The organism is Arthrobacter sp. AG1021 (assembly GCF_003633665.1).
Lineage (GTDB): Bacteria > Actinomycetota > Actinomycetes > Actinomycetales > Micrococcaceae > Glutamicibacter > Glutamicibacter soli.
In genome coordinates, this window is the sequence record NZ_RBLB01000011.1 from 135,427 (window position 1) to 161,530 (window position 26,104).

General features: G+C 58.0%; 32 protein-coding genes and 1 riboswitch. Of the genes, 15 read left to right on the forward strand and 17 right to left on the reverse strand.

All coding sequences use genetic code 11. The features are described from left to right. Positions 1-340: 340 nt before the first annotated feature. From DFO58_RS15910 to DFO58_RS15935, 6 genes are all read right to left on the reverse strand, one after another. Positions 341-1,393 (reverse strand): acyl-CoA desaturase, encoded by a 1,053-nt coding sequence (locus DFO58_RS15910; protein ID WP_183043224.1) that lies wholly within the window; start codon positions 1,391-1,393, stop codon positions 341-343. Between the two features lie 558 nt (positions 1,394-1,951). Beyond that, positions 1,952-3,211 carry a hypothetical protein gene (locus tag DFO58_RS15915; RefSeq protein ID WP_147407308.1) on the reverse strand — a complete coding sequence of 420 codons (1,260 nt, stop codon included), beginning with the start codon at positions 3,209-3,211 and terminating at the stop codon, positions 1,952-1,954. A gap of 197 nt (positions 3,212-3,408) precedes the next feature. Further along, positions 3,409-3,708 carry a helix-turn-helix transcriptional regulator gene (locus DFO58_RS15920; RefSeq protein WP_220668563.1) on the reverse strand — a complete coding sequence of 100 codons (300 nt, stop codon included), beginning with the start codon at positions 3,706-3,708 and terminating at the stop codon, positions 3,409-3,411. A gap of 55 nt (positions 3,709-3,763) precedes the next feature. Continuing rightward, positions 3,764-4,882 (reverse strand): tyrosine-type recombinase/integrase, encoded by a 1,119-nt coding sequence (locus DFO58_RS15925; RefSeq protein WP_053799222.1) that lies wholly within the window; start codon positions 4,880-4,882, stop codon positions 3,764-3,766. A 318-nt stretch (positions 4,883-5,200) separates the two neighbouring features. Further along, complete coding sequence (locus DFO58_RS15930) at positions 5,201-5,467, reverse strand: Txe/YoeB family addiction module toxin (protein ID WP_053799221.1); 267 nt, start codon at positions 5,465-5,467, stop codon at positions 5,201-5,203. Next, the gene (locus tag DFO58_RS15935; RefSeq protein ID WP_022876888.1) at positions 5,464-5,712 is read right to left on the reverse strand and encodes a type II toxin-antitoxin system prevent-host-death family antitoxin; all 249 of its coding nucleotides are present in this window, start codon (positions 5,710-5,712) and stop codon (positions 5,464-5,466) included. The genes DFO58_RS15930 and DFO58_RS15935 overlap by 4 nt, the downstream gene beginning before the upstream one ends. A gap of 142 nt (positions 5,713-5,854) precedes the next feature. Between DFO58_RS15935 and DFO58_RS15940 the strand changes: the two genes are divergently transcribed. Then, positions 5,855-6,991, forward strand: a complete 1,137-nt coding sequence (locus tag DFO58_RS15940) for a ferrochelatase (protein ID WP_053799220.1) — start codon at positions 5,855-5,857, stop codon at positions 6,989-6,991. 183 nt (positions 6,992-7,174) lie between these two features. Here DFO58_RS15940 and DFO58_RS15945 read toward each other — a convergent pair whose 3' ends face one another. From DFO58_RS15945 to DFO58_RS15955, 3 genes are all read right to left on the reverse strand, one after another. Continuing rightward, entirely contained in the window at positions 7,175-7,378 is a 204-nt protein-coding gene (locus tag DFO58_RS15945; protein ID WP_053799219.1) for a cold-shock protein, read from the reverse strand. Between the two features lie 466 nt (positions 7,379-7,844). Beyond that, the gene (locus DFO58_RS15950) at positions 7,845-8,903 is read right to left on the reverse strand and encodes an acyl-CoA desaturase (protein ID WP_286163636.1); all 1,059 of its coding nucleotides are present in this window, start codon (positions 8,901-8,903) and stop codon (positions 7,845-7,847) included. 283 nt (positions 8,904-9,186) lie between these two features. After that, complete coding sequence (locus DFO58_RS15955; protein ID WP_120991644.1) at positions 9,187-9,423, reverse strand: hypothetical protein; 237 nt, start codon at positions 9,421-9,423, stop codon at positions 9,187-9,189. 183 nt (positions 9,424-9,606) lie between these two features. On the opposite strand from DFO58_RS15955, the gene DFO58_RS18320 reads away from it, so the two are divergent. Continuing rightward, positions 9,607-9,900 carry a hypothetical protein gene (locus tag DFO58_RS18320; protein ID WP_147407309.1) on the forward strand — a complete coding sequence of 98 codons (294 nt, stop codon included), beginning with the start codon at positions 9,607-9,609 and terminating at the stop codon, positions 9,898-9,900. A 338-nt stretch (positions 9,901-10,238) separates the two neighbouring features. Then, entirely contained in the window at positions 10,239-10,676 is a 438-nt protein-coding gene (locus DFO58_RS18325) for a hypothetical protein (protein ID WP_147407310.1), read from the forward strand. On the opposite strand, the gene DFO58_RS18825 is transcribed toward DFO58_RS18325, so the two are convergent. The 4 genes from DFO58_RS18825 to DFO58_RS15970 all read right to left on the reverse strand — a co-directional run bounded on the left by DFO58_RS18825 (position 10,673) and on the right by DFO58_RS15970 (position 13,158). Then, positions 10,673-11,374, reverse strand: coding sequence for a hypothetical protein (locus tag DFO58_RS18825; protein WP_286163637.1), 702 nt, complete (start codon positions 11,372-11,374; stop codon positions 10,673-10,675). The two genes, DFO58_RS18325 and DFO58_RS18825, sit on opposite strands and share 4 nt — an antisense overlap. Further along, positions 11,316-12,179, reverse strand: coding sequence for a hypothetical protein (locus tag DFO58_RS18830; protein ID WP_286163638.1), 864 nt, complete (start codon positions 12,177-12,179; stop codon positions 11,316-11,318). Before DFO58_RS18830 ends, DFO58_RS18825 begins: the two co-directional genes overlap by 59 nt. A gap of 98 nt (positions 12,180-12,277) precedes the next feature. Beyond that, the gene (locus tag DFO58_RS15965) at positions 12,278-12,808 is read right to left on the reverse strand and encodes a hypothetical protein (RefSeq protein WP_120991645.1); all 531 of its coding nucleotides are present in this window, start codon (positions 12,806-12,808) and stop codon (positions 12,278-12,280) included. Continuing rightward, complete coding sequence (locus DFO58_RS15970; RefSeq protein WP_147407311.1) at positions 12,805-13,158, reverse strand: M23 family metallopeptidase; 354 nt, start codon at positions 13,156-13,158, stop codon at positions 12,805-12,807. The genes DFO58_RS15965 and DFO58_RS15970 overlap by 4 nt, the downstream gene beginning before the upstream one ends. Positions 13,159-13,403: 245 nt before the next feature. On the opposite strand from DFO58_RS15970, the gene DFO58_RS15975 reads away from it, so the two are divergent. Continuing rightward, a complete protein-coding gene (locus DFO58_RS15975) occupies positions 13,404-15,194 on the forward strand; it encodes an NAD(P)/FAD-dependent oxidoreductase (protein ID WP_120991788.1) in 1,791 nt (596 codons plus the stop codon). Positions 15,195-15,283: 89 nt separating this feature from the next. On the opposite strand, the gene DFO58_RS15980 is transcribed toward DFO58_RS15975, so the two are convergent. Beyond that, positions 15,284-16,219 (reverse strand): DMT family transporter, encoded by a 936-nt coding sequence (locus DFO58_RS15980; protein WP_120991789.1) that lies wholly within the window; start codon positions 16,217-16,219, stop codon positions 15,284-15,286. 31 nt (positions 16,220-16,250) lie between these two features. On the opposite strand from DFO58_RS15980, the gene DFO58_RS15985 reads away from it, so the two are divergent. The 7 genes from DFO58_RS15985 to DFO58_RS16010 all read left to right on the forward strand — a co-directional run bounded on the left by DFO58_RS15985 (position 16,251) and on the right by DFO58_RS16010 (position 22,079). After that, positions 16,251-16,805: an XRE family transcriptional regulator gene (locus DFO58_RS15985; protein ID WP_047120526.1), complete on the forward strand. Its 555-nt coding sequence runs from the start codon at positions 16,251-16,253 to the stop codon at positions 16,803-16,805. Between the two features lie 351 nt (positions 16,806-17,156). Then, a riboswitch (SAM riboswitch) is annotated at positions 17,157-17,273 on the forward strand. A gap of 97 nt (positions 17,274-17,370) precedes the next feature. Further along, positions 17,371-17,871: a flavin reductase family protein gene (locus tag DFO58_RS15990; RefSeq protein WP_047120525.1), complete on the forward strand. Its 501-nt coding sequence runs from the start codon at positions 17,371-17,373 to the stop codon at positions 17,869-17,871. Positions 17,872-18,472: 601 nt separating this feature from the next. Further along, the gene (gene dnaB, locus DFO58_RS15995) at positions 18,473-19,828 is read left to right on the forward strand and encodes a replicative DNA helicase (RefSeq protein WP_113607317.1); all 1,356 of its coding nucleotides are present in this window, start codon (positions 18,473-18,475) and stop codon (positions 19,826-19,828) included. Positions 19,829-19,889: 61 nt separating this feature from the next. Then, positions 19,890-20,630, forward strand: a complete 741-nt coding sequence (locus DFO58_RS16000; protein ID WP_120991647.1) for a ZIP family zinc transporter — start codon at positions 19,890-19,892, stop codon at positions 20,628-20,630. A 53-nt stretch (positions 20,631-20,683) separates the two neighbouring features. Continuing rightward, positions 20,684-20,860, forward strand: coding sequence for a hypothetical protein (locus tag DFO58_RS18600; RefSeq protein ID WP_183043225.1), 177 nt, complete (start codon positions 20,684-20,686; stop codon positions 20,858-20,860). 195 nt (positions 20,861-21,055) lie between these two features. Beyond that, positions 21,056-21,535 carry an ImmA/IrrE family metallo-endopeptidase gene (locus DFO58_RS16005; protein WP_120991648.1) on the forward strand — a complete coding sequence of 160 codons (480 nt, stop codon included), beginning with the start codon at positions 21,056-21,058 and terminating at the stop codon, positions 21,533-21,535. Between the two features lie 49 nt (positions 21,536-21,584). After that, entirely contained in the window at positions 21,585-22,079 is a 495-nt protein-coding gene (locus DFO58_RS16010; protein ID WP_120991649.1) for a hypothetical protein, read from the forward strand. On the opposite strand, the gene DFO58_RS16015 is transcribed toward DFO58_RS16010, so the two are convergent. The 3 genes from DFO58_RS16015 to DFO58_RS16025 form a co-directional block, all read right to left on the reverse strand. Then, positions 22,060-23,469, reverse strand: coding sequence for a recombinase family protein (locus tag DFO58_RS16015; RefSeq protein ID WP_120991650.1), 1,410 nt, complete (start codon positions 23,467-23,469; stop codon positions 22,060-22,062). The genes DFO58_RS16010 and DFO58_RS16015 overlap by 20 nt on opposite strands. Positions 23,470-23,724: 255 nt before the next feature. Continuing rightward, complete coding sequence (locus tag DFO58_RS18890; RefSeq protein WP_120991651.1) at positions 23,725-24,126, reverse strand: ImmA/IrrE family metallo-endopeptidase; 402 nt, start codon at positions 24,124-24,126, stop codon at positions 23,725-23,727. A 69-nt stretch (positions 24,127-24,195) separates the two neighbouring features. After that, positions 24,196-24,825, reverse strand: coding sequence for a hypothetical protein (locus tag DFO58_RS16025; protein ID WP_120991652.1), 630 nt, complete (start codon positions 24,823-24,825; stop codon positions 24,196-24,198). A gap of 238 nt (positions 24,826-25,063) precedes the next feature. Here DFO58_RS16025 and DFO58_RS18895 point away from each other — a divergent pair, with 238 nt between their 5' ends. From DFO58_RS18895 to DFO58_RS16040, 4 genes are all read left to right on the forward strand, one after another. Further along, positions 25,064-25,327, forward strand: coding sequence for a helix-turn-helix transcriptional regulator (locus DFO58_RS18895; RefSeq protein ID WP_353616388.1), 264 nt, complete (start codon positions 25,064-25,066; stop codon positions 25,325-25,327). 109 nt (positions 25,328-25,436) lie between these two features. Beyond that, positions 25,437-25,583 carry a hypothetical protein gene (locus DFO58_RS18610; protein WP_183043227.1) on the forward strand — a complete coding sequence of 49 codons (147 nt, stop codon included), beginning with the start codon at positions 25,437-25,439 and terminating at the stop codon, positions 25,581-25,583. After that, a complete protein-coding gene (locus DFO58_RS16035) occupies positions 25,580-25,888 on the forward strand; it encodes a hypothetical protein (protein ID WP_120991654.1) in 309 nt (102 codons plus the stop codon). Before DFO58_RS18610 ends, DFO58_RS16035 begins: the two co-directional genes overlap by 4 nt. Further along, positions 25,888-26,097, forward strand: coding sequence for a hypothetical protein (locus tag DFO58_RS16040; RefSeq protein WP_120991655.1), 210 nt, complete (start codon positions 25,888-25,890; stop codon positions 26,095-26,097). Before DFO58_RS16035 ends, DFO58_RS16040 begins: the two co-directional genes overlap by 1 nt. Positions 26,098-26,104 lie beyond the last annotated feature (7 nt).

Here is a 26,104-nt window from a genome sequence, read left to right on the forward strand (position 1 = left end):
GTTGGCGGCATTCGAGCCGCTCAGTTGAGTGAATGTGGAATTGCTGGACCAATAGGTGTGGTGCGTGGTTTGTCTGGGTGTTTTTCGGGTCCCAGGTGTGGCTCCTGGGCGCTGTACGCGACTCTATGCCAGCCACAAAAGGTGCAAGTCCAAAGCACTTCGCGCATAGTGACTTCCAGGTCTTGACGCATTCCTTCATCGTGACCACCGTCGTTGTCCCATCTGCGTAGCTGGTTTTCGTCGTCTTGATAGCGACGCGTTTCAGTTTCCACGAGTGAATTTCTAAGGCAACGTGGGCATCTATTCGGTTTTTCCATGAGCGTCACACTGCTCCTTTCGTCTATGTTGGGTCAGCTTTTGATGCTGTTGTCTGGATGACCTGAGGTGAGTGTTGAAACGTTCCTAACGGGCAGATGTAGTCATTGCTTTGTCCGATGCCTACCCGGTTCACGTATTGATAGACGCGCCGATAGCTTTCGGTGAGTGAAACTTGTGCATACGGAACGCCAATGCGAAGGCAATGCTGTTTAACGAGAACAGCGAGCTTGCGTAGGGTAAAACGTGGGGCTGTAGGGAATAGATGATGCTCGATCTGATTGTTGAGTCCGCCCATCAAGCAGGCTAAGAGCGCATTGGATTGAATGTTCCTGCTGACGAGGACTTGTCGCAGTAGGTAGTCACCTTTTCGTGTGTCGGTGATAAGTGGCATGCCCTTATGATTCAATGCAAAGACCATGCCCAAATAGAACCCGAAGAGTCCCAGATGAATCCCGAGTATGGTGCCCGCAACTGCAGGGGAAAGGACCCAAATCATCAAAAATGCGACTACTGAATGGTTGATTGCTATAAGGGTGATCTGCAAGGCACGGTACTTGACAGTTCCTGAACGAAGCAGGTGTTTCCAGCTGGCGGCGTAAATGGAAATCCCTTCTAAGGGCATGAGGGCGAAGAGCAGCACGCCCTGATGGGTAGAAAAGAAACGGATTGGTCGCCAGCTCATGATGCCCGTGGCATGTGGTTTGGTGTGGATGACGGGGAGTTTTGCATCGGGATCTAGAGTTATATGGTTTGGGTTACGATGATGCGCTGAGTGTTTGTGTTGCCACCAGCTATAGCTGGCCCCAACAATGAGTGCAGCAGTCACTACGGCGAAAAATTCGTTATGTGCGGGGGTGCGGAAAATTTGGAAATGGGCGCCATCGTGGACAAGGAAAGCGAAGTGCACAAGAAGCAACGCGCTGCACACGGCTGTAACAGTCTGCCACCAGGAATCACCGATCAAGATGAAGGTGATAATAGTGAGGGCCAGGAGCGTGCACAGGCCAAGAGCCAGCAGAACGTACTGAAGCTGACGCGGTCGGAGTAGGTTCTGTTCCTTAGCTTGTGTGGCCAAGTCCCGTATTTGGGTAGAGGGACTGGGGACACTGGATGAAGTGTTCATTGGAGAATCCGCTGGTGAGAAGAACAACTGATCAGAAAAGGCCTCGGAGGCCTGTAAAAGCTCGTGGAGCGGTTTGACCGCCTATGGTCATTTCCGGTTCAACACTGATGCTTTGATCTGAACGTCACACCACGCGAGGTGGGTGGCACAAAAGCTATACGCCGGCGAGATCCCTCAGCTCCATGTGCTCATGGTGCTTGTATCCTATTTCTATTTTACGCCTCTTTCGCAGCGAATGTTCTGCCAAGTTGCTGGGAGTTAAGATCCCCGCGGCATACCCTGAGGAGCTGGTGCCGATAGAATAAATCACTGGTCAGATTGAATAAATATAATCCACCGGCTGTAATACGACCCCTTAAGTGATCTTTTCACGCATCATTCGAACAGCGCTAGATTCACTTTCAACTGCTGACCAGAGATATTGCTGACCCGCGAATTCCAACCTAAACAGATCAGTTCCCACGCCTATCCGTAACGAGGGATGAGAATCATCATCAGTTCTCAGATCGTTTAAGGATTCGTCTCATCGATCAATGCCGGATAAACCATCCATTTCGCGCCGGCGCGCTGCTGATGCATTTCCATAGCCTGGCTGCTGTAGCCCATGGTTTCGCCGACAATGGCCGGCGGGATCCGTTGCACGAGCTCCTGAAGTGCAGCGTTCTTGGCGCCGCGAAGGTTTATTCCTGCCTCGCGCAGTCGCTGCATCAGATGATTCGCATTGAGGTGTTCACCAGAAACGTATCCCGGATAGCACCATGAGGAATTCTGATTCGCTACGGTGTTTTGGTTCATCCTGCTAGCCAGAAATTCTTTGATTATCTCATCGAATGGGGGAGGGATCTCGATTGGCGATGCCTTGAAAGTTACTCTCAGACGGCCGTCATCCGAGTACTCGAACTGGTCTACCTTCAGCGCGGCGATCCTGGATAGAGGCTGCCCAAAAATGAGCAGAAAAATCGCTGCAGCTCGGTCACCCGCGCCGAACTCGGGGCTCTCCAATGCGTGAAGTATCAGCTCATTACGTTCTTCAGAACTGATTCGCGGATCTGTTTGGGCAACACGGTAGGGGAAATCAAGCTTGGGAATGTGCCGAGCTTGGATTGCCCACCGGACGAAAGTTCTAGCGATGCTCCGAGTCGTGGACCCTGACGCCAACCAGTCATAGATGTCTTGCCGGGTGCAACCGGCTACTGATTTTCTACGTTCCTGCAGGAACGCAAGGAAGTCGATTGCTACTGTGGTGGATTGCCGAGCACTCAGCAACGTACCTTCTTCCAGCTGCCCTTGGCTCTCTAAGGTACGCAGCCTGTTCAAGTAAACGAAGGTGGCAAATTGTTGTATCAGTTTCTGATGCGCCCGGTTTGGCACGTCGCTGAGCTTGGCCTCTAGCCACGTTTCGAATCGCTCGACCCTGCTGCCATAATCTTCGAGCGCTTCCAGACTGGTAAGGATTCTTCTCAGGTGGTTAACTTTGGCCGGTTCAGGATGCTCGATGAAGGTCCGGTGGGCTAGGTCTGCTTTCCCGGAAGCCAGGTCCCCGAGCAGCTTCCGTGTCGCAGGGTTAGTCTTCAGCCAAACGGTTGCGCTACGGGCGTTTGGCTGGGTCGTGACGGCGTCATAGAAGGGCCGCATATGCTCGGGGATCCTCCCATTGTCGTCTTGGAGGAGGGCTTGCAAATGATCTTTGAGCAGACAACGCGAGCAGAAGCCTTTGGCGCTTAGTTCGTCTTCTTCGTGGCAACGAGTGCAAACAAAATTATTCGGCATTCCCGCGCAATCTGAGCAGATCGCTTGTCCATCAGGTGCAAGGCCAGGCAGAAGATGTTCTTGGTTGCATTGTGGGCAAGTTCCGTGGATGCGTGTGGCTCGTTGGTAGCACCGTCGGCAGATATGGCCTTCTGGCCAGATGGCGTTGAATTTCACGCCTGTGCGTTCGCATCGTGCGCAGGAGCGCTCTTGGGATGTCATTCGTCAGCCAGATAGACGCGGGCCCGGCGTGGACGGGTGGAATCTTTCAGCGACGCTACAGTGCTCTCATCGGTATCGGCTTTGCGAAGCTGGGTTCTCGCGTCGACCGCTTCATAAGCGCAGAGATCTTCGACTGTGCATTCCAAGACATCGGCAACAGCAAAAAGCAGCTGTAAAGAAATGCGCTCTGGTTTCTGCCCGATCAGCCGGTAAATCTGCGAGCTCGATAAGTCGATCCCACGATCATTCAGTAGTGGCAAGATGTCGGATATCTTGTTCAGGCCGCGGGAGGCCATGATTTATGATTTCGCGCAGCCTCCACTTGTACTCCATTCGTTTGCCCATCTGGTATCACTCATTTCTCTGATGCGTTGCGTCTGTAGCCATTGATCTAAGCGCCTGCTGGACGACTTTGTTCCGATAGTCGGGGGAGACGCCAGTGTAAATGGCTGTCGTCGATCCGTATTCATGACCGGCTTGTTGTTGAATAAATAAGCCGTCGTAACCGGATTCCACCAGATGCGTGATGTAGGAGCGACGCAAGGAATGGAAGTCCAGCCCGTCAGCAAGTCCTGCTTCTTTGCGGATGCTGGAGAATGCCGCGCTTAAGGCATCTGCTGTCAGCGGTCCGCCGCGTTCAGAAGGAAACAAGTATGAACAAGACAGCGCAACGCTCATACGCGGCCTGACGTCGTTGATCCAATCGCTGAGGCAATCAACGGCCCAGTCTGTTTCGGGAACGGTCAGTACCGTGCGGCGTTTCGGGGGAGAACCGGCTTTGGCCTTGCCATGGCGGACGTAAAAAGTTCCGAAATCCTTGTATTTTTTGACGGCCGGGTTGTGCCCAAAATCCGAGAGCTCGAGCTGACGGACCTCATTTCTTCGAAGTCCCCAGGCGTAGGCGGTTTTCATTATGATTGAGGTTCTGTACCAGGGGATCCAACCTTTCCGTCCCGCCCGTCGAGCCCTGGCAACGTGATCGTCAGCACAGTCGAAAAGCGATTGCAGTTCCTCGCGGGAGTATGGACACTTCTTTGGATCGCTCATCACTTCGGAGCGGTGTCGTGCCGTATTCCATTCAAAAGCAATCTGTGCGGGATAAGAACCGAAGCGGCGGAAGCATTCTTCGGACCATCCGTAGCTGGAGTCAGTCAGGTATTCCATGAACAAGCGAACGGTGACTTGATAGGTCAGCATCGTTGACCGGCTAAGCCTACGGACGCCTCGAAGTTCCATCGAGTATTCGTCCATGTCACTGGCTTCCCAGTTCCAGGGATATTTCTCAGTGAAGCTCCGGAAGCGCTCGATATTAGAGATGCGCTGATCGATGGTGTGCGGTGAAAGATTGCCGCCTAGTTGTTGGTTGCGCCATCCATCGAGCATTTCCAACCAGATAAGTTCTTCTGGATGTAATGCTGGCAGCCCTTGCGTTAGCCTCAGCGGCACGAGCCCTGGTAGCAGATCCCTCATGACGGCTCCTACCTGTTATGCGAAACTTTCGCATAACTTGCGAATATCGTCAATGAAGTTCTTTAGAGCACTAGTCAAGGTAGGAATTCATGCATCGCTTCGAGACGGTTCATCGGTCAGCCCGCGCTGGAGTGACCCAGGGAAAGTTGCTGGATGACATAGGTCGCCCGGGTGATCAATGAATTGTCGAGGGGACCGCGAGTTCGCATGTTCTGACAATACAACAGCTATAACTTTACATAACGGAGGTTATCGGCGCAGAGAATTCGCTCAGGGGAGTGGGCCCCAGGGGTGGACCAAGAACGCCAAAAGGCGGTGTCAGTAGTGGTATTTGGCTTGAAGAATCGTTACTGCGCGGTCATCAGCGATATACACCAGTCGGTTGACGTCATCGATGCGGCGCGACCAGGCGCCAGCTAATGCATGCTTCAGCGGTTCGGGCTTTCCGATGCCTTCGAGAGGATCGTCGCGGAGCACGTCCTCGATCAGCACGTTGATTCGTTTGAGTGTTTTACGATCCTGGGTCTGCCAGCAGACGTAGTCTTCCCATCCACCGGCGGTCCAGGTCAGAAGCCTGTCGCTCACGGTTCGATGAGCCCGTGTTCTGCAGTCTGGTCATTGCGTGCCGCTTCCAAGGCTGCGAGCAGACGTACTGCGTTTTTGGGTGAGCGCAGTAGGTGGCTGGTTTCTACGAGGGAGTCGTACTCGTCTTTCGACATGAGCACTGCGGACCCACGCTTGGACATGATTTCAACCTCGGTGTGGTCCAGGTTCACTCGTTCGATAAGACCAAACAAGTCGCGTCGCGCTTCGCTGGTGGTGATTGCCATGCCGCCTCCTAGCGGTACTAGATATGGTACCACTCTAGTTATCCTCTCAGGCAACTTCAAGAATGAAACGGCAAACTCAGCAAAGCTGGAGACGCCCTGAATGAGGGACTTACGCTTTTTCTACAGTACGTAAAATTCAGGCATGGAAAGCAGCAATCTAACCCCCTTCGACGCAGTCATCCTCATGTCCTTCGGCGGACCGGAGAAAGATGAAGATGTTCTTCCGTTTCTCCAGAATGTCACTGCGGGACGCGGCATCCCGGATGAGCGACTAGTCGAAGTAGGTGAACACTATTACGGGTTCGGCGGGAAGTCCCCCATCAACGACCAGAACCACCAGCTACTAGAAGCCCTGCGTCAAGAGTTCGAACAACGTGGAATCACGACGCCAGTATTGTGGGGCAACCGCAACTGGGATCCTTACCTCACTGACACCGTGCGCGAATTCGCCGAAAGGACGGGAGGGTCGCGATTCCTTGCAATCGATACCTCCGCGTATTCTTGCTATTCCTCGTGCCGGCAGTATCGCGAAGATTTCGCCCAGACCCAAAATGTCCTGGCCCAGGAAGGTATCGAGGTATCTTTCGAGAAAATTCGCCAATACTATAACCATCCCGGCTTTGCCTACGCGGAATTGGATTGTGTGCATCGCGGACTCACTGACTTGATTCAGAAAGTCGGGGCTTTAGACCCGCAGAAGCACCGTTTGCTCTATGTCACTCATTCGATCCCTCTAGCAATGCAAGAAGCCTCGGAGCGGCAGACTGTTGGGTATCGTGAACAGCATCTGCAGCTGATCGAATGGATCAATCGAGAACTGGGAGAAAAGCAGCCGTTGAATGCTGAGCTTGTCTTCTGTTCTCGTTCTGGTTCACCCCGGACTCCGTGGTTGGAGCCTGATATCAATGATCGACTCGAGGAGCTCGCTAGCTCGGGCGTGGAGGGTGTGGTCGTTGTTCCGTTGGGATTCGTGTCTGATCATATGGAAGTGAAATACGATCTTGATACTGAGGCAGTGCAGACTGCCAAGGATCTTGGACTGGATTATGTGCGGGCAGCGACTGTTGGGGTTGATCCAGTGTTTGTGTCGGGGCTTGTCGATGCCGCTCTGGAGCGGGTGGCTCAGTATCGTGGGGATCCGGTTGATTCTCCTGCGGTGACTCCCGAAGGCCCGTTGAGCCCAGGTAGTGGATCCTGTTCGACGACTTGCTGCATGGGAAGGGATCAGAAGCCGACAACACCTAACTGGGATTCCCTAACGGCGAGTAACCGACCCTAGCAACCCGAGGGGTATCTGCGGGTACGAGGGCTGGTGAGAAGTGAAGACACTGCGGTTCTTGAATCTTGATGGCTTGGCCGGTTGCTTCATCGAAGAAAGAGCTTAACGAGTTACTTAAATAAAGAGGGGGCGAGATGGTCAATAAGCCCATCTCGCCCCTCTTCATAGAATTACTAGGTGCGTTTAGAGCGCCTGAATCTCGGTAGCCTGAGGACCCTTAGGGCCAGCTTCAAGCTTGTACTCAACGGCTTGGCCTTCTTCAAGGTTCTTGAAGCCGAAGCTCTGGATCGCACTGTAGTGTGCGAAAACGTCGTCGGATCCGTCTGAAGGAGCGATGAAGCCGAAGCCCTTTTCGGAGTTGAACCATTTAACAGTGCCAGTAGCCATGTGTATTCCTAAATCTTATGCCTGTGGTGAGACCGTGGTTAGAGCATGTATCGCCGAAGCGGCACGCAGTAAGTCTGAGGTGCATCAGATGATTTTTCATCAAGCCCGAATGGGCTTTACGACCAGAACATCGAATCCTGAGTCCGGGTATACAGAAATATCGATACAGATGCATGTGTGAGCGGTGGGATAGGTCCTATAGAAACCCGGGGCCAACCGAATGCCCTGCAAGAAGTGCAAGGACGAATATTTCAAGTGACGCGATTCGCTCTCGTGGAATTATCTTCCGAGGAGGCGCTTATTAAAAATCCAAGGGGAAAAATGCCGCTTTTGACAAGCTGAATTATATCCAAATCTAATAATACCACGTCTAGCACGGTTTCCTTTCCCCGGGCTAACGCTTAGGCGGATGCGGGAATAGGCCTGGGGATGGGCTTCAACGTTCCGTCTACTGGAAGCAGTCTGCTTATGGGAGCCGGTACCCGGAAATCATGGGGCACTTGAACGGGTCGCGGCCCGAAAGCCCGACCTTGTTCAGGTAGGAGATGACCTGGGCGTAGGACTCGCGGACGCTGGCGACGGTGTAGGGGATCCGGTGCTCGGCGCAGTAGCTGCGCACGATCCTTGAAACCCCTGCCAGATTGGCGCGCGGCATCGAGGGGAACAAGTGGTGCTCCACCTGGTAGTTCAACCCGCCGTAGACGTGCGAGAGCACGCTGTTGCCGAAGCTGGAGCGAGCCAACACGTTGCGTCCCGTGAGCACCTGGCGCGAGAAGAAGTCGATGCGGGCGTCCGCGGGCACCAGGGGCATGCCCTTGTGGTTGGGCGCGAACGAGGCGCCCATGTAGATGCCGAAGATCGCCAGCTGCACGCCGAGGAAGGCGAAGGCCATGCCCATCGGCAAGAGGAAGAAGATGGCGCCCAGGTACAGGGCAATGCGCAGGCCGATCGAGATCAGTTCGCGGCGGCGGTGCTTCACCCGCTGGCCGACGAACAGGTACTTGATCGACTGCAGATGCAGGTTCAGCCCTTCCAAGGTCAGCAGCGGGAAGAAGAGGTAGCCTTGGCGCTGGGTGATCCATTTGAGCAGGCCGCGTTGGCGTTGGGCGTCGGCGGGCTGGAATGAGATGGTGTCCCATTCGATGTCCGGGTCCTTGCCGATGGTGTTGGGGGTGGCGTGGTGTTTGTTGTGCTTGTTCATCCACCACTGGTAGCTGATGCCGACCACGATGTTGGCCAGGAAGCGGCCGAGCTTGTCGTTGGTCTTGCCGGAGGCCAGGATTTGGCGGTGTGCTGCTTCGTGGGCCAGGAAGGCGAATTGGGTGAGCAGCAGTCCCAGGGCGGCGGCCATGAGCAGTTGGAACCAGCTCTCGCCCAGCAGTACCATGCCGGTGATGGTGCCCGCCAGCAACGTGGCCAATACGATGCCGATGCCCAGGTAATGCCCGGGCCGGCGCCGGATCAGCCCGGCTTCGCCGACCAGTTTCTTGACGTGGAAAAAGCTTTGAGGATCACCGGGTTTCACGGTGGGAGCTGAAGTTATCAGCTGAGAAATGCGAGGCAAATAATGTCCTTGTTTGAAAGAGCTCGCGATGTCGTGGAGGTGTCTTACCCGACCGAGCCTGTAGTTCAAAGTCTACGCGGACCTACGCTGATCCCAGCGACAGTTCCGTAGTCTTCATTCTTCCTTGGGAAATGTACCGGACCGAAGCGGTCAGCCACTGACCGGATTACACATCCACAGAAGGTGCTATCGCTTGCTTCTCTTCTCATGCCAGCCCATGGGCGATCTTCTGTTTCTTCGGATTCTATTCAGTGTCGAGTGCGAGGGATGCTGCTATGCGAGTGAGGGCTTCCTCATCGCTGGTTTGGAGCAGCTCAGCGATCATTCCGACCATCGCTTCTCCGAGCCGTGCAAGGATAGCGACGGCTTGAGCGTTACCGCCTTCGAGCTGGGAGGCGATGATCAGGAAGGCTTCGCGGTCTTGGCGAACGAGGGAGGTAAGTAAGGCGATGCCTAATGCTGCTTCAGGGCTGTTGCCCATGAGATATTCCTGTCAGTGAAGATGAAATCGGATGATTCTTCAGTACTTGCGGCGTAAGGTCAGCAGCTACTTGAGCCTAGCAGGGTATTGAAGACTACAAATCCTCGTACCTCTCCGAGATGTACCTGTGCGTTACCTCCGCGGTGCAGCCGATTAACTACTTTCAGGTCTAGAGTTCCACAAGTGAGTGAACCAAAGAAACCACCGCCTACCGGAGACCTCTCGGGGCGTAAGTTCAGCTACCGTGGAGCCACCTACGATGTGTTGCGCTTCAATCCAAACAGGAACGCTCAAACGGTCTACTACTCACCTTTTAAGCAAGTTTCAGCAACTCTGCCTATATTGGGAGCCAACGTATGTTTGGAAGCCAAAGCGACTAAGCGGGCCCAAGGATTGGTTTATGTCCTGGCCACGGATGACACCGGTGAAATCTTCGGCATCTGGTGCTTCGCCGAAGACATCATCTATCACGAGTGAATACACGCCAGCACTGCGGCGAAGGGTGGATGTCGGAGTACAAAAGATGAAATCCCATCTGTGCGCAGATACACCCCTGACACACTGTCAGGATATGAAATATCATCGAAGTTCAGTCCGCTCGCGAAGCCTAACTAGCAGTCCCCGACTGACTGGTATCCGAAGATTTTTCTTCTCCCCGCCCATAATCGGCAGGTATGCAACTCGAGCGAACGGGCGTATGCTCAGAGTGTGCCCATCGATGGGCTCTGCACACTGTTTAGCACACGGCATGTAGGAAGTCATCGACCGCCGGTCATCAAAGGTAGCCTTTGAAGCCGAAAACAACGGAGACCCACATGTTCCAAATACCGCCCCCTGCTTGGATTACCCAAGAATTTCGTCAGCTCTTTGACATTCCAGCAACTCGGAACCACCTTGCCGCCCATGGCGGACTGGCCGATGAGCCCAAAATTTTTATACCACCGCATGAACTACTCACGGGTGTTCTAGGAATGCCACTGAAGCTCAATTCATCGCTCATTATGGCGGTGTTTGATGCAGCTACCGACAACTTCACTCTCTGGCGCGTCTCTCGCCCCCTCTCGAAGGTTCGACCGGTGCAACCTCAACCACGAGGGATTACGATCCGTGAGTTCTGTCAGAACGTACGAGAACTGCCCACTGGGCTTTTCCGCATGGCTGGGTGGAACGAGAACGCTGTGATCCGTGAAATCCCTTGGAATGTCAGAAACGATATCCGCCACACCTCTAACTACACACATATGTGGTCCTAAAGACCTCTTGCAATAGCGGCGCCCGCTGCCAGCCATGCGCGCTGCGTACTCGGGCGTAGCGCGTCGTAGCGCAGGATTCCGTCCACCATCGCTGGATCAAACGGGATCGTTACCTCATCGCGGGCTAAGGTCTGGTAGCCGTCCGCGACGCGCTTCACGTCGGCGGCGGTCGCCTTGGAATCAGCCTGGGTCACCACGGCCACGGCGTTCTGTGCCAGGGCGTGGGCCTTGTCGTTCTGCTGCGCGAGCGCTTCCAGCAGCAGCGCGCCGGCTTCGGCGTGGTCATCACGAGTGGTGGTGGCCACGACGAGCTGATCAGTGTTCTCGATCATGCGCCGCCACATCGGATCTGACTCGTCATTGCCCGAGTCAATGAAGTCCAGCCGGTAATACTTCGAGGCCACCCGGTGGATCGCGTCCACGTCGGCTGCGTCTACGCGTTGGGCGCTGGCCAGCTCCATGGGCTTGGAGCGCAGCACGTCGAACCGGTCGCGGGTCTGGTGGTGCACGAAATGGGCGAGGTCTGCCGATTGCGCCCCGGTACCTAAGAGTTTTTCTGATTCGGGCAGCAGCTCTAACAAGGTCGCTTCGTGCGGGCCTTGTTCGGTGCGCCAGCCCAGGGTGCCTCGGGTCTGGTTGTTATCCCAGGCCAGTACCCCGGCTCCGCCGTAGCGGGCGAAGATCGCACTGAGCAGCACCGTGGTGGGGGGTTTTCCCGGATCCGCCTTTGCCGTTCACGATGGCGATGGTGCGTGGCCCTGGCCAGTGCTGGCTCACTGCTTGCACATCGGCGTGTTCGGCGCGTTCGGCATCGCTGGGTGCCATGCGGATGCCGAGGCGGGTCATGGCACCGCGCCAGCCTTGGGTGGCGGGTTCTTCAACTTGTTCCTGGGTGAGGAAACTTTGGCGGGCTTCGCGCCGGATTGCCTGTGCCCCGTCTGTTCCGGGAACGGTGTGGGACTGGGATTTCTGGGCGAACGGGTTCGGCTGCGGGGCTTTGGCAGTTGCACTAGATGGGCCGGTGGGGGCCGGGGTGGCGCTCTGGCGCGCGTCGGCAGCTTGGGCGGGTTCCTTCGATGGTTTCTCCGGTTCGGATGTAGTTTCTGCGGTGGCTGGCGGCTCGGGGGCTGCGGCGGTGGCTTCTTCACGCATTGCGGGTTCTTTGATGACGGCCCTTTCCGCGTTGGCCACGTGCGTGACGGGACTAACGACACGGCGGCGGCGCGCAGCGGGCTTGTCGCTACTGGCCGGTGGGGTGGTGGTGTCTGGTTCCACGGTGCCATCGGGGTGGACTTTGACCGGCCAGGAGCCTTGGCCATCGTGCATCACTGCGCGCACAGACGTACCGCGTTCGGTGGCGTGTTTGCTGACCAGTTCCACGGTTTGTGCTCGGGCGGCAGCTTCGCTGGCTGCGGTGAACTCGTGGGTGATGCCTTGGATGCTCACGGTGGCGGTGCCGTCTTTGGTGACGGTCGCTTCAATGAGGTCTTCGGTGGTGCTCATGGTGTACTCGCTTTCTTCACACTGGGATAGCTTTGTAGGCGATGCGGCTCAGGCGGTGGGGCTGGTTAGCGGACGGAGGAAACATAGTCGCGGATCTTTTACGGTTCGGTGTCGGTGAAGGTGAAGAAGAACGTTTGCTTGCCTTCCCCGGCCCAGGATTCCCCGTCTTTGCTGACCCATTGCCACGTGGCGGTGACGGCAATGGTGTTTTGCTCGTGGTGCTCGGTCATCAGCTTCACCGTGGGTTTGCTGGTGGCGTTCTTTTCGGCAGCGGTCAGCCATTCAACGCCGGTCGCGGGCCGTTCGGGGGCAATGACTTCTTTGGCCCGTTCGGGGGTCATGAGCGGGCGGGCGCGCAGCTCGGCGGCGGTGCGGTTGAAATCCTTGGTCGGGTTCCAGGTGGTCATGATCGTGGCCGCTTGCTTGGCCAGATCGACCTTGGCCGGATCTTCGGTCGCCGGCGACTGCCCAGTGTTGCTGCTGGGGGTTGACGTGGTGGGGCTGGTCATGGTTGGGGCGACGGTCGGGGCGCTGCTGGGTTCTGTCTCGGTGCTGGCCGGTGTGCAGCCGGCAACTCCCGCGACGAGTCCTGCGGCCAAGGTGAGGGTGAGGATCTTGGGGTGTTTCATTGGATGTTCACCTTTTGCTGTCGAAGGATCGGGATCGGGTCATAGGTTTTGCCGTTGTTGATCGCGGGCCGGTCAAACACACTGGTTTTCGGGTTGTTGATCTGGAAATGCACGTGGATGCCACTGGAATTACCGGTCGCCCCGGGCTTGCCTGGGGGGGTGCCTTTCTTTACAACGTCGCCGGTTTTCACCAGCAGCAAGTGATCTTGGGCTTCGTGGAATTCGAAGACCTGATACGGGGCTTCGGTCATCTGCCCGAAGATGTAGTTGCCGTAGGAGCCATAAAGCTGATCTGGGTGCATCGTTCCATGCGCGCCATCAAACTGCTTTGGGGTCAGGTCGTGGATCACCTCAGGTGTCCACAGTGCTTTGACATTGGCTGCCTGGTTTTCCGCGCTTGAAAAGGCCGAATGAATTTGGCATTTAAGAGGCGCAATGGTCGAGGATGCCGATCACCACAAATGGAAGCACCTCAACTCGGTTGCAACCTTTTGCAACCCTTTTATTTTATGGCCTACATCATATTCTGGATTCCACGCGGCGCAGCCCCGGCCGCACCATCCCAACGGTTTCAGAAAGAAATGAAGTGATGACGATGGCTGAGAACTCCCCGGAAGTCCAGGCTCAAGCATGGTTGGCGCAGCTGCAGCAGGCGCTGGCAGCAGACGATTCCACCGCCGCGGCCCAGCTGTTCGGCGAAGAGTCCTACTGGCGCGATCTGACCGCGCTGACCTGGAACCTGCACACCGCCGAGGGGCGCGACGGCATCCAATCCATGCTGCTGGGCATCGACTCTGGCGCCTGGCCGCGCAACCTGCAGGTCGCCGGAGCTTCGGAAGCCGACGGCATCATCGAGGCGTGGTACACCTTCGAGAACAACGCGATGCAGGGCAAGGGCCTGTTCCGGCTGCGCGACTCGCTGGGCTGGACCATGCTTTCCACCGCTCAGAGCCTGCGCGATTTCCCCGAACCCTCCGGCCCGCGCCGCACACTGGGCGCGGACCACGGCGCGGCCATGGTCTCGGAGAACTGGCTTGACCGGAGAAAGAAGGCGCAGCAGTCCCTGGGCATCACCGAGCAGCCCTACGTGCTGGTCATCGGCGGCGGCCAAGGCGGCATCGGCCTGGGAGCACGGCTCAAGCGCATGGGCGTGCCCGCGCTGATCATCGACAAGCATCCCAAGCCCGGCGACCAGTGGCGTTCGCGCTACCACTCCCTGGCCCTGCACGACCCGGTCTGGTACGACCATATGCCGTACATCGAGTTCCCCGACCACTGGCCGGTGTTCACGCCGAAGGACAAGATGGGGGACTGGCTGGAGTGCTATACCAAGCTCATGGAACTGGACTACTGGTCCCTGACCGAGGCCGTCAGCGCGCGCAAGGACCCCGAGTCCGAAGGCTGGATAGTTCAGGTTCTCCGCGACGGTCAGCCGCTGACCCTGCGCCCCACGCACCTGGTCATGGCCACCGGCATGTCAGGCATCCCGAACCTTCCGCAGTACCCGGGCCAGGAGATCTTCGCCGGGGAGCAGAACCACTCCTCGACCCACCCGGGCGGCGAGTCCTACCGCGGCAAGAACGTCGTGGTGATCGGCGCGAACAACTCCGCCCACGACATCTGCGCGGACCTGGTCCACAACGGCGCCAAGCCGGTGATGGTCCAGCGTTCCAGCACGCACATCGTGCGCTCCGAATCGCTGATGAAAACCGTGCTCGGGCCGCTGTACTCGGAGGAGGCGCTGGCCAACGGGATCGATACCGATACCGCGGATCTGATCTTCGCCTCGATCCCGTACAAGGTGCTGCCCGAATTCCACAAACCCGCCTTCGCTCAGATCAGGGAGGACGACGCGCAGTTCTACCAGTCGCTGACCGACGCCGGGTTCGACCTGGACTTCGGCGACGACGACTCGGGGCTGTTCCTGAAGTACCTGCGCCGCGGCTCAGGCTACTACATCAACATCGGCGCCTCGGAGCTGGTGGCCGACGGGTCCATCGCGCTGGCCAAGGGCGAGGTCTCGCACCTAACCGAACATTCAGTGGTGCTGTCCGACGGCACCGAGCTGCCCGCCGACGCGGTGGTCTACGCGACCGGCTACGGCTCCATGAACGGCTGGGCCGCGCAGCTGATCTCCCAGGAAGTCGCCGACGAAGTGGGCAAATGCTGGGGCCTGGGCTCGGGCACCACCAAGGATCCCGGGCCGTGGGAGGGGGAGTTGCGCAACATGTGGAAGCCGACCAGGGTCAAGAACCTGTGGTTCCACGGCGGCAACCTGCACCAGTCCCGGCACTACTCCAAGTATCTGGGGCTGCAGCTCAAGGCACGCTACGAGGGGTTGGACACTCCGGTGTACGCGCTCGCCGAAAGCTTCCACCGGCTCTGACGCGTGGATGCGTTTGGAGGGTCCTCGGCCCGCCCGGTTCGATGGTGCGACCGGGCGGGCCGAGGGCTGCGTGCCAAAGGTCTGCGGGCTTATTCGGTCAGGGCGTCCTGATTCGGAGCCTGAGCCTGATCCCGTGTCGTGTCCTCCGGTCTCGGTCGGATCTCGCTGAGCAACGTCCCGGCCACGATGACCGCCGCGCCGAGCAACGCCAAGGCAGGCATCCGGTCACCGGCCATGCGGCCGAAGATTCCGGCCCAGACCGGTTCCCCGGCATAGATAATGGTGGCCCGGGCGGGGGAGACGGACTTCTGCGCCCAGTTCATGGTCGCCTGGATCAGGAAACTTGCGGCTCCCAGGCCAATGGCAGGGGCGGCCCAGAGCCAGGAGAACTCGGGGACGGATTCACCGGCTGCCGGCATGGCGGAGAATCCGAGGCCGCCGGCAACAAGCAGCTGGATGACGGTGACCCTGCCCAGGTTGACCTTGCCGGCGTAGAAGCCAATCAACAGGATTTCTGCGGCCATAGGCAGGGTGCTCGCCAAGGTTGCGATCTCTCCAGGGCCCAAGCCCAGACTGACGGCACCCGGTCCAGCCAGCAGCAGTAGTCCGACAAAGGCGAGACCCGCCCCGAGCAAAACCATCGTGTGGGGGCGCTGGCGAAAGACCAGCCATTGCAACAGCGGAACCATCGGCACGTACAGCGCTGTCAGGAACGCCGAAGTGCTGCTATTGATGGTTTGAAGCCCTTGGGTCTGCAGCCCATAACCCAGGAAGATCATCACGCCGATGGCCGTTCCGGCCCATAACTCCCTGCCGGTGATCCTGCAGAGCGACTTCGAGAAAATGGCCGCGGCGACCAAGCCTGCGATGACAAATCGGACGCCGACAAAGAACATCGGTCCGCTGTGGCGCATGGCCAAGTGAATCAGCAGGAAAGTTCCGCCCCAGACGGACGTGATGGTAAGGAGGGCGGCTTCTTGCCTGCTGAGTGAAAAATTTTCCCGTATGGCAGAAATGTGCACCATTCTGCACATCATATAGTGCAGAATAGTGCACATGCAAGATTCCAGTGACTCTCCGGTTCTCCGCAACGTTGGATCCAATCTCCGCGACTTCCGAAAACGCGCGGGACTGAGCCAGGCAATTCTTGCGCAGCGCTCGGGGGTCAGCCGACGCACGATCATCAACCTCGAAGCCGGCGAGGCGAATATCAGCCTGGCGGGACTCGACCAATTGGCGGAAGCGCTGGGAATTCGCTTCGTTGATCTGGTGACCGCGCCTACTGCGGCCCGTTCCGAAATCAATGAACTGGCGTGGAAGGGGAGTAGTCCGCAGAGTCGGGCGATGCTGCTGGGGTCGGCCCCCGCCAGCGAAGAGGTGCAATTGTGGACGTGGGTGCTTGCGCCCGGCGAACGATATGACGCCCAGCCCGATCCCCAAGGCTGGTCGGAAATGATCTTGGTAGTTCACGGCAAGCTGCTCATTGAGTTCGCCTCGACGGTCCTGGACCTGAACGCGGGGGAACATGCAACCTACCCCAGTTCGCAGTCCTATTCCTACGTGAATGCCGGCGCGGAACCGGTGAAGTTCGTTCGAAACGTCATTTCGTGACGGGCGGGCTGGCCGCCAGCGCGGCGGTACTTCTGACGGAAGCGTCGCTGTGGACCGCCCGGGGGTATCCGGGGAGTCGGGTTCTGCAAGTCTGTGGGGGCTTGGGCGACGCTTGCCCTCGGCATGGCAGATGTACGAAGCCAGCGGCTTGATTGCCTTGGCCCGCTACATTCTTTGAAATCAAACCGCACAAGTTGGCTGGAGATGCGTGCAAAATGACTGAAACTTCCGAATAAAAGGATGATCGAAACACGGAAATTACCGAAGAAGTCGAACAATTTCTTGAATATTGCGATTTGAGAAGTGAAATGTTTGACCGTGCGGCGTAACGAGCAATATGGTTTTAACCAGAATCAAGAGCGTCAGCTATAAGCCCTGGCTTGCTGGCCGGCAACCCTCTCAACGGTAGTGGGGTGCTCCAGGTGAGGATTCGGTCCCACGCAAGAACGCGTGGCACAAGTACCGCACATCGAGTGTGCAAACATCTGGCAGCGCGCAGAAGTGAACTCCACGGGCTGTTGCCGGACGTTCCCGCTCGTTGGGCACGACCCGAAGGAATCGAGCCATGTCTTTGAATCAGGATCTTGACCCGCTGACCCTGCGCAAGGTTTTCGCGCAGCACCCATCAGGCGTCGCCGCACTCTGCGCCGTCATTGACGGGGAGAAAACCGGCCTCGTCGCGTCGTCCTTTACCGTCGGAGTATCGCTGGAGCCAGCCCTGGTCATGTTCGCGGTGCAGAAAACCTCCAACACCTGGCCCAAGCTGCGTGCCGCGGAGCGTATCGGCGTCTCGGTGCTCAGCGAGCGCAACGACGGGATTTGCGGGCAGATCGCCTCAAAGCACGGCGACCGCTTTGCCGGCGTAGATACCCATGAGACTGAGCAAGCCGCCCTGTTCATCCAGGAATCCACCCTCTGGCTGGAGACCTCGATCTACAACGAAGTGGAAGCCGGCGACCATTGGGTGATCTTCCTGGAGGTCCACGGTCATGACTTCTCCAACCATTCCCCGCAGATCTTCCACGATTCGCGATTTCACTCACTGCCAGTGCCCGAACTCGTTTAACTGACATCACCAGACGCTGCGGCGCGAAGGGTCATCCTTCGCGCCGCAGCGGTTTTAAATCCAAACCGCGCGGCTTCGGGCCCTGATGCCCGGTTTCCGTGGACCGCGGCTCGCCGACGTGTGGATTTCCGCAGCTCATCACGCAATTATGACGGGGTCGCTATCCACAGCACTATCCACAGCTTTGTGGATAGCCTGTTGATTGGGGTTGATAACTTGTGAAAAACGCCTTGATTCCGGGAATCAGGCTGTTGATAACGTCTACGGAGCTTGTGTGCAGTGGAAAAAATTAATTCTCTATCCACAGCTGTGAAAACGTAAAAACCCAAGTCAAGTGTTAATATCTGCCATTTAAGTGGGGTAATCCACAGGATTATCCCCACGTAGTGAACAGGGGAGTCCACAGGAGGTGGTGGGTTATCCACATATTCTGTGGATATCAGGGTTTACCTCTGTTAATAACCCACCTAGTGTTGGCACTGGGAAAGACTATCCACAAGGCCTCCGGGCCCAGCTGTCGGTTGGTGCTGACACGATGGACAGTTGCCGATATGGCAAAAGTGGTTTCCCGGCGGGTACATAGGGGATGGAAGTGTCTGTAATGAGTGCAGAGCCGATCTACGAAGAGCGAGCATCGGATGCGGGGCGCAAGCCGCCGCAGGATATCGAAGCCGAGATGTCGGTTCTTGGCGGCATGATGCTCTCCAAGGACGCGATTGCCGATGTCGTCGAAGTCCTTCGCGGCACCGACTTCTACCGTCCCGCCCATGAAGCAATCTACGAGGCGGTCATTGACCTGTACGGCCGCGGTGAGCCCGCGGATGCCGTGACCGTGGCCGACCTGCTGACCAAGCGCAACGAGATCGCTCGCGTCGGCGGAGCCGCCTACCTGCACAATCTGATCCAGCAGGTGCCGACCGCCGCGAACGCCGGCTACTACGCGGAAATCGTGCGCGAACGCGCCGTGCTGCGCCGCCTGGTGGACGCCGGAACCCGTATCGTCCAGATGGGCTACTCGCCCGACGGCGAGGTGGATGCCATCGTCAACGAGGCGCAGGCCGAGGTCTACAAGGTTTCCGAGAACCGCGGCAGCGAAGACTACGTGCGGCTGTCCGAAATCATCGAGGGTACCGTCGACGAGATCGAGAACGCCGCCAACGCCGGCGACGGCATCACCGGCGTGCCCACCGGCTTCTACGAGTTCGACGAGCTGACCCAGGGCCTGAAGGGCGGCCAGATGATCATCATCGCGGCCCGTCCCGCCGTGGGCAAGTCGACGTTCGCGCTGGACTTCGCCCGTTCCGCGGCCATCAAGCACAACATGGCCACCGTGTTCTTCTCCCTGGAAATGGGCCGCAACGAGATCGCAATGCGCCTGCTCTCGGCGGAAGCATCCATCCAGCTGCAGGACCTGCGCAAGGGCTCGGTGGAGGACGCGCAGTGGACCAAGATCGCGACCACCATGGGCCGGCTGAACGAGGCCCCGCTGTTCATCGACGATTCGCCGAACATGTCCATGATGGAAATCCGCGCCAAGTGCCGACGCCTGAAGCAGCGCAACGAGTTGCGCATGATCATCCTCGACTACCTGCAGCTGATGAGTTCGGGCAAGCGTGTGGAATCGCGCCAGCAGGAAGTCTCCGAGTTCTCGCGTAACCTCAAGCTGCTGGCCAAGGAGCTCGACGTGCCGCTGATTGCGCTGTCGCAGCTGAACCGTGGTTCCGAGCAGCGTACCGATAAGCGGCCCATGGTCTCGGACCTTCGCGAATCGGGCTCGATCGAGCAGGACGCCGACATGGTCATCCTGCTGCACCGCGACGATGTGTACGACAAGGAGAACCGTCCGGGCGAAGCCGACGTGATCATCGCGAAGCACCGTGCAGGTCCCACCAAGACCATCACCGTGGCATTCCAGGGACATTACTCGCGCTTCAGCAACATGTCCTCGGAAGGGTAGCCCCGGCCGGCATTTCCAGGGCACCTACTGGGTTGGCTGACCGCCAACTATAGTGGGTGTCATGTTCGTCTCCCTCCACGCGTTGCTCTGGGGAACCGTGGCCGGATCAGCGCTGCTGATCGGGGCCGTAGCGGCCTGGTGGCTGCGAATTCCCCGGGTCTGGGTCTGCGCCGTCATGGCGTTCGGCGCCGGCGTGCTGGTCAGCGCGCTGAGCTTCGAGTTGGTGCTGGAGGCCTTCACCATGGGCGGGCTGGCGGCCACGGCTGCCGGGGTCGCTGCCGGCGCCCTGCTCTACTTCGGCGCCAACGCGCTGCTGGCCAGGCGCAGCCGCAAGAGAAACCGCACCCAGGCAGGCAGCTCCGGATCCTCCTCCGGATCAGCCATCGCCGTCGGCGCGCTGATCGACGGCATCCCGGAATCCGTGGCGCTGGGCCTGGGGCTTGTCGCGGGAGCCAGCGTGAATCCGACCATGCTGATCGCCATTTTCGTCTCCAACATTCCCGAGGGGCTGGCTAGTTCGGCGGGCATGAAGGCCTCCGGGCGCAGTGGCCGGTCGATCTTCGCCCTGTGGGGCTCGATCGTGCTGGCCAGCGGCCTGGCCGCCTTCATCGGGGCGATTGCCTTGGAGGGCATGCCTGCCGAGGTCCTGGCCTTCACCACCGCCGTGGCCGCGGGAGGCATCCTCACGATGATCGCCGACACCATGATTCCCGAGGCCTACGCGGTGGACCACGACTACACCGGACTGCTGGTCACCGCCGGATTCCTCAGCGCCTTTTCGCTGCACGCACTGGGCGGATAGCCGCCGATCCCACGGGTGGACTGAAGCCGCCGCGGTTCTGCGAGAATGATTCCATGCCCCTGAACAACAGCTCTCGCACCGGTGCGCCCGGCGTCGAGACCATCTACGCGCCGCAGTACCTGTCCACGACCCTGGGCATGTTCACCCTGGTGTTCCTGGTCGCGTTCGAGGCCATGGCGGTGACCACTGTTACTGCGCGTTATGTGTGGTTCGCAATCTTGCAATCATGAACCGATAAAGCATGCACACGTTTAATCACATTGCAACGATGCGATTCTCGTTACGGAGCATTTATAACAATTCGCAACAGGTGCAATTTTTCTGTAGTGTCTATTGTTCGGATAGATACATAGATACTATGTAACTGTCAACATTGTTATCCACAGAATCTGTGGATAACAAGATTGCGACCATAGGGGGAATTGATGCTTGTCAAGGATGCCGCAGCAGAAGCTGCTGAGCAAACTCTCCGTGAACTATGGGATGGCGAATTCCCAATTGATCCCCGCAAGCTTGCAAAAGCGCAGGGTATCAAGGTTGAATTTGCCCGCTTGCTTGAAGATATTTCCGGTGCGATCGTGGCTCGCCCTGGCGACGTAACCATCTTGGTGGAAGAGACCCAAGACTTTACGCGACAGAGATTCACTATTGCTCACGAACTGGGTCACTACTTTGAACGCGTTATCGCTGGGGACGCGGAGTATTCTTTCGTTGAGCGCCGCGGTGGCAACGGGTACTCCCTCCATGAGCTCTATGCAGACACCTACGCAGCGAACTTACTGATGCCGGAATTCGAGTTTCGTACCGTGTACGAAATGACTTCAGACGTATCGCAGGTTGCGGAGTACTTTGCTGTTTCGAAATCGGCTGCTCAAATGAGGATCAACAAGCTTGGGCTCATCTAACCCGGAGAAGCCGAATGCTGGCAGTAAGAAGGTTCCCTTCTCTGCCAGCATGGCTGATCTGAAGAATGTCGATGTTCTTCGCACTCAGTCCGCGGAGGCTCTAATATCTCAAGATCAGCTCCCCGGGATGGATCAATCGGTTGGCGGGCCTCCGGCAGGAGACCAAAGCGGCAAGCCGGGCTTAGCCCCTGAGAACGACTCGGGAGAAGAAGACTACAAGAAGCGCCAACGGCAAAGTTTCTTGAACAATGCGCAACACCGCGATGAGATGCGAAAGCATGTTCAGGAGAAAGCCAAGCAGGAGAACGAGCTGCGTTCTAGCTTCTTTAGTGTTGCTGTAGCTATGGCATTCTTCGTTCTGGTTTGCAGCAATATGGGGGTTCTGGTGTACATCGCCCAAACCAATGGGGCTGCGCATCATCTGGTGCTATCCGCTTGGCTGGTGTCGGTTGTGGCAGAAGTTATCGCGATAATGCACATCATCGCCAAGTACCTCTTCCCTGCCCCAATGGAAAAACAAGATTCTAAGACCACTTCGCAATGACCTCTACATCGAGGTTCGGCCGCTGGGCGGTGTACTCGATCCGACTCACCAGCCTCGATAACAGCTCTCGACGTGCGCTGAGTTGCATGCTGGGCCAGTCTCGGATGAGGTCCGCAGTCAGGTGAAGCTCTCCGACTTTCTGCGCTGCCTCGATGTCCTGCAGCCGCTGCTGCTGTTGCGTTTTCTCCTGATCCAGCTCTGCCAGCTTACGACGGTACACATCATCCGGAACTAGCCCATCCAGCATCTTGTCCGTCAACACATCACGACGGCTGTCCAGTTTGATGATTGCTCGCCGAATAGCCGGCGCGGGGTCGGCGACCTGGACGTGTGCTGGTTCGGCGTCGGCCAGTGCGTTGATTTCGTCGGCGAGTTTTTCCAGCCAGGGGAGCAGGTGCTCCAGGATCTTGTCTTCGTTGACGTAGCCGCCGCGGTGGAGCTTGTAGTAGCTGGCTTGTTTGCAGGAGTAGGCGACGCGTCCGGTGGGGACGTGTCGGCCGCCGTAGGCTTTGCTGCCGCAGATCGCGCAGTAGAGCATGCCGGTGAGCAGGTATTGCGAGCTTTCGGCGCGTGAGCGTTTCACCCGGTCCCGGCGCCGGGCCTGGTATTCGTCCCAGGTTTCTTCGCTGATGATTGGTTCGTGGATTCCCTGGTGTGTTTGGCCGCCGTGCCGGAAGCGTCCGGTGGCGAAAGGGTTGTCCAGGATGCGCATGATGGTGTCGCCTGACCAGGTTTCCGCGACGACGCTGCTGTACTTGTGGGTTGGTTTGATGCCGGTGCTGTTCAGGTATTCGACGAGCTCGCGCGTGGTGTGCCCGACGAGGTACATCCTGTATAGCTCTCGTAGGGCCGGCGCTTCGTCTGGGTGGGGCGTGAAGCCGGTTTCGCGGGTGTATGTGTATCCGAAGCGTTTGCGGCCGTTGGCGGGCTTTCCTTGGGCGATGCGGCGGTGCTGTGCTTCCTTCCAGGTGTCGCCGATGCGTTCGGATTCGAATGCGGCGAATTCGGCGAGCATGCCGCGGGCGAAGCGTCCGGTGGAGGTGGTGACGTCCACTTGTTCGGTAGCGGATTCGATGCGGCCGCCAGCGGATTCGACTTTGTCGATGGCCAGGGCCCAGTCTTTGCGTGCACGGGAGAGCCGTGACCATTTCCAGAGGACAATGACGTCCGCCTCACCGTTCTCGATGCTGGCCATGGTGCGCTGCACGGCGGGCCGGTTCCAGGTGCGGCCGCTGATGCCTGGGTCCGCTTCTACGCTGACGACCTGGTAGTCGCGCTGTGCGCAGTATTGTCGGCCAGCTTCCTCCTGCAGTTCCAAGCTGATGGAGTCTTCGCGTGAGATGGACTGACGCAGGTAGAGGATTGCCCGAGGGCGTGCCGTGCTGGTCACTTCAACCTCCCTGGCCGGTCTGGGCGGGTCAGCTCATCCAGGCGGCCGATGAGGAGCTTCAGGAGATTGTCGTCCTCGGCGGTCACTTCTCTTGGCGCGCACCCGAAAGCGGTGGCAGGCAGCTCGAAAGACTCTTCATGGGTAGGAAGTTCATTCGTAGTCACTGTGGTTTCTCCTGTGTATATCGGTGATATTTTCTAGTCTCTAAGCACGTAGGAACGCGGAGAACAAGAAAATACGGTGTGTGGATAAGCGCTAAGCGCTATGTTCGTTAGCCGGCCATAGTTGCTGGATCTGATCGCCATCAAGCGTCTGCAGGCGATCGATCACGACCTCCGTAAGCACGTCCAGTTCTTCCGCCATGTCTTCGGGGCAGCGCGCCCAGCCTGCCACGCGCTGCAGGTCCTCAAAAGGGATCAAGAACTGGGCGACCTCCAAGCGGATCTGCCGCTCTTTCGCTGGCCCCTGGCATGAGGTGTGGCCGTGCTTGATGTGCATTGCCTCATGGGCCAACGCGCACCGCAGCTCAGCGCGTTTCAACTTGGGATCTATCCAAATCCTCCGCCCGTCAGTGGCTGCGGGTACGGAAGGGTGCGGGCGAGTGAACTCAACCGCGGCGGTGACAAGCGTGCTCAACTTGCCCAAAACATCGAACATACGTTCGAATATATGGGTAGAGCCCGACAACTACCAAATATGAAAAACGAACCCGACTAAACCAGGAACCTAAAAATCAGACCCCGAATCCTGATTCTCCTCACCGCGCTCGCCGTGTAGGCGCTCGAACTTCTCGTGCTCGGTTTCGAACGGGAAGTGCGCAGCGAGCTGCTCGATGGGGGGTGGGGTTACTTTGTCCTCTGCTTCGGTGAGTCCCGTCTTCTGTCCAGTGCCAGAGTCACTCGCGGGCGCCACGGCTCGGAGTGTCGGACGCTTCGGCGTGGGTGAATCTTCAGTGTGTGCATGGGTTGCCTCTTCCAGCTGCTTGCGCAGCTCCTGCTCGTGTTTGTTCTGCTTCACGAACTGGCGGGCAAGATCGATAACGATTCGACGCTGGTCGGCCTTCAGGGTGTCAACTTCGGGTGGCAATTGTTCGGCTAACGGGCGCATCGGCATGGTCATGTTGGCCGCTTCATACACGGTCGAAAGTGGAACCTGTGCCATCTGAGACAGTGCTTCCAGGGTCGCCTTCGTTGGGCGCGATGTGTACTTGCCGGCCAGGATCTTGTCCACGGTCGTGTAGGACAGCGTTAGGCCAAGTCGCTTCGCTTCCCGATCCAGGGATCGACCGCGAGCTCCACCGAATCGGTCGGATGCTCGCTGTGCGATATCGCGCAGGCTTGGCTGTTCGTTGTCCATGCCGACAATCCTCCATGCTCTTGTTTCACTGATACCAGCGGGTCAATGTATTTCGAATACAAGTGACTACATCAGATTACTAGGCATCAGTAGGAGTTTTGCCAATACCGCTTGACAAGTGAATGACATTTGCGGCAAGCTTCACTTGTACTCAAAAAAATTAGGAGGCAGAATGTACTTGCGACGACCAAAAGCTCGATACAACCGAGAGGTGTATATGGAACCAAAGGATCGCGAGATGATCCGCCGCGCTCGACAGCGCGCCGGCTTTTCGCAACGAGACCTGGCGTTGCTCTGCACCTGCACCCAGGCAACTATCTCGGCGTTGGAGACTGGCGCCATGACTGCCTGCTCCGAGGACTTGGCAAAGGAAATAGCCCGACGCCTAGACCGTGATGTGGAGGAATTGTTCCTGCGCAAGGAATCAACGCGCATACACCGAGTGACAAACGCGGCAGGCTCCAAGCGGCAGTCTGCAGCCGGAGCTCTGAGTGCTGCATGAGCAAGCCATTAGCTAGGCGAGGTTCATCCTCGCCAATAAAAAAGCCCCCAGCAGTAGCAGCTGCTGAGGGCCAGGAAATCAATACAAACGGTACGTAGGGAGACTTCCAATGACGATTCTATCGAATGACACCAAACCCGCGCAGGAAGGTCTGCGCCCAACCCGGACGCAGTGCCTGCGCGAAGCCGCCAAGGTCTACGCCGATCATCTGGCGCGGGTCGCCGCCCTTGGCGGCCGCGAGACGGCCGCAGCATGAGCAAGGTGAAGGGCAGAGTCAGCGTGTACCCGATGAAGAAGCTGACTCCGTCGGCGGTGATCGACGTCGAGTGGCAGGAATACCCGAAGTCGGAACGCCCGAAGGTCGCCGCGGAAGCGGTGCTCAAGGTGATGCGCCAGGTATACCCGTCGCAGACCTTGATCGCGGACAAGAACGACCTGCGCGACAAGGGCGAGGCAGGCCGCGGCTTACTGAACGTCAATGGCGTGGACCTCGCTTACTTCACGGCCGTGACCATTCCGGAGCCGGTGCCGGCAGCGTCCCTATTTGGGGGTGGACGCTGATGAGCGCCGGAACGATTCTCGCCCGCGCCGCGCGGCGTCTGTGGCTGGTCTGGATGCCGGTCATCTTCGCGACCCTTGCGATCTCGGTTCTCACCGCATCGCAACAGACCGGTGTGAGCTTGCTGGCCATCATGGTGGCTGGCGCTCTAGTGATCATGTCCTTGGGGGACTGGTTCTCCGCCGAACTCGCAGCTAACCGGGCCAGCTGACCGCTGG

Coding starts and splice junctions, on each gene's coding strand:
- DFO58_RS15915 (WP_147407308.1), bottom strand. CDS start 3,211: ATGCCGAATAATTTTGTTTGCACTCGTTGCCACGAAGAAGACGAACTA.
- DFO58_RS15920 (WP_220668563.1), bottom strand. CDS start 3,708: ATGGCCTCCCGCGGCCTGAACAAGATATCCGACATCTTGCCACTACTG.
- DFO58_RS15925 (WP_053799222.1), bottom strand. CDS start 4,882: ATGAGGGATCTGCTACCAGGGCTCGTGCCGCTGAGGCTAACGCAAGGG.
- DFO58_RS15935 (WP_022876888.1), bottom strand. CDS start 5,712: ATGGCAATCACCACCAGCGAAGCGCGACGCGACTTGTTTGGTCTTATC.
- DFO58_RS15940 (WP_053799220.1), top strand. CDS start 5,855: ATGGAAAGCAGCAATCTAACCCCCTTCGACGCAGTCATCCTCATGTCC.
- DFO58_RS15945 (WP_053799219.1), bottom strand. CDS start 7,378: ATGGCTACTGGCACTGTTAAATGGTTCAACTCCGAAAAGGGCTTCGGC.
- DFO58_RS15955 (WP_120991644.1), bottom strand. CDS start 9,423: ATGGGCAACAGCCCTGAAGCAGCATTAGGCATCGCCTTACTTACCTCC.
- DFO58_RS18325 (WP_147407310.1), top strand. CDS start 10,239: ATGTTCCAAATACCGCCCCCTGCTTGGATTACCCAAGAATTTCGTCAG.
- DFO58_RS18830 (WP_286163638.1), bottom strand. CDS start 12,179: ATGAGCACCACCGAAGACCTCATTGAAGCGACCGTCACCAAAGACGGC.
- DFO58_RS15965 (WP_120991645.1), bottom strand. CDS start 12,808: ATGAAACACCCCAAGATCCTCACCCTCACCTTGGCCGCAGGACTCGTC.
- DFO58_RS15975 (WP_120991788.1), top strand. CDS start 13,404: ATGGCTGAGAACTCCCCGGAAGTCCAGGCTCAAGCATGGTTGGCGCAG.
- DFO58_RS15980 (WP_120991789.1), bottom strand. CDS start 16,219: ATGGTGCACATTTCTGCCATACGGGAAAATTTTTCACTCAGCAGGCAA.
- DFO58_RS15985 (WP_047120526.1), top strand. CDS start 16,251: ATGCAAGATTCCAGTGACTCTCCGGTTCTCCGCAACGTTGGATCCAAT.
- DFO58_RS15990 (WP_047120525.1), top strand. CDS start 17,371: ATGTCTTTGAATCAGGATCTTGACCCGCTGACCCTGCGCAAGGTTTTC.
- dnaB (WP_113607317.1), top strand. CDS start 18,473: ATGAGTGCAGAGCCGATCTACGAAGAGCGAGCATCGGATGCGGGGCGC.
- DFO58_RS16000 (WP_120991647.1), top strand. CDS start 19,890: ATGTTCGTCTCCCTCCACGCGTTGCTCTGGGGAACCGTGGCCGGATCA.
- DFO58_RS18600 (WP_183043225.1), top strand. CDS start 20,684: ATGCCCCTGAACAACAGCTCTCGCACCGGTGCGCCCGGCGTCGAGACC.
- DFO58_RS16005 (WP_120991648.1), top strand. CDS start 21,056: ATGCTTGTCAAGGATGCCGCAGCAGAAGCTGCTGAGCAAACTCTCCGT.
- DFO58_RS16010 (WP_120991649.1), top strand. CDS start 21,585: ATGGCTGATCTGAAGAATGTCGATGTTCTTCGCACTCAGTCCGCGGAG.
- DFO58_RS18890 (WP_120991651.1), bottom strand. CDS start 24,126: ATGTTCGATGTTTTGGGCAAGTTGAGCACGCTTGTCACCGCCGCGGTT.
- DFO58_RS16025 (WP_120991652.1), bottom strand. CDS start 24,825: ATGGACAACGAACAGCCAAGCCTGCGCGATATCGCACAGCGAGCATCC.
- DFO58_RS18895 (WP_353616388.1), top strand. CDS start 25,064: ATGATCCGCCGCGCTCGACAGCGCGCCGGCTTTTCGCAACGAGACCTG.
- DFO58_RS18610 (WP_183043227.1), top strand. CDS start 25,437: ATGACGATTCTATCGAATGACACCAAACCCGCGCAGGAAGGTCTGCGC.
- DFO58_RS16035 (WP_120991654.1), top strand. CDS start 25,580: ATGAGCAAGGTGAAGGGCAGAGTCAGCGTGTACCCGATGAAGAAGCTG.
- DFO58_RS16040 (WP_120991655.1), top strand. CDS start 25,888: ATGAGCGCCGGAACGATTCTCGCCCGCGCCGCGCGGCGTCTGTGGCTG.